This is a genomic window from Poseidonocella sp. HB161398 (assembly GCF_005870025.1).
Classification (GTDB): domain Bacteria; phylum Pseudomonadota; class Alphaproteobacteria; order Rhodobacterales; family Rhodobacteraceae; genus Mangrovicoccus.
Genome location: NZ_VATA01000289.1, coordinates 1 through 578, shown reverse-complemented (window position 1 = coordinate 578; position 578 = coordinate 1). Strand labels below are relative to the sequence as shown.

Here is a 578-nt window from a genome sequence, read left to right as displayed (position 1 = left end):
CGCGCGGCGGAACCCGTCATCAACCTCGCGCTCTTCCGCATCGGCAGCTTTGCCACCGGCATCCTGACCATGTCCTGCATGGGCTTCGCGATGATGAGCGCGATGGTCTTCCTGCCGCTCTACTTCCAGCTGGTGCTGGGGCTGAACCCTGCACAGGCCGGGGCGATGATGCTGCCGCAGGTGGTCGCGATGATCCTGACCTCCACCTTCGGCGGGCGCTGGTCCTCGGAGATCGGACGCCCCAAGATCTTCATGGTCGCCGGCATCGCCTTCGAGGCGGCAGGGCTCGGGCTGCTGGCGCTGCTTGCCGCGGTGCAGGCGGGCTATCCGGCATTCTGGCTGGCGCTGGCGCTTCTGGGGACGGGCATGGGGATCGCGATGCCGAACGCCACCGCGATCGTGCAGAACGCCGTGCCCCGCGACAGCATCGGCGTGGCGACCTCCACCATGTCCTTCCTGCGCTCGATGGGCGGCACGCTGGGGGTCGCGGTCTCGGGCGGGGTGATGGCGGCAGGCCTCGCCTCGGGGCTGCGCGAGCTGGGCCCGCAGGTCGATGTCCAGGCGGTGATCTCCGGCGG

General features: G+C 69.9%; 1 protein-coding gene. It reads left to right on the top strand.

The features are described from left to right. Positions 1 to 578 (top strand): MFS transporter (locus FGX59_RS37295; RefSeq protein WP_138473512.1); only part of this gene is annotated, 578 nt, incomplete at both ends.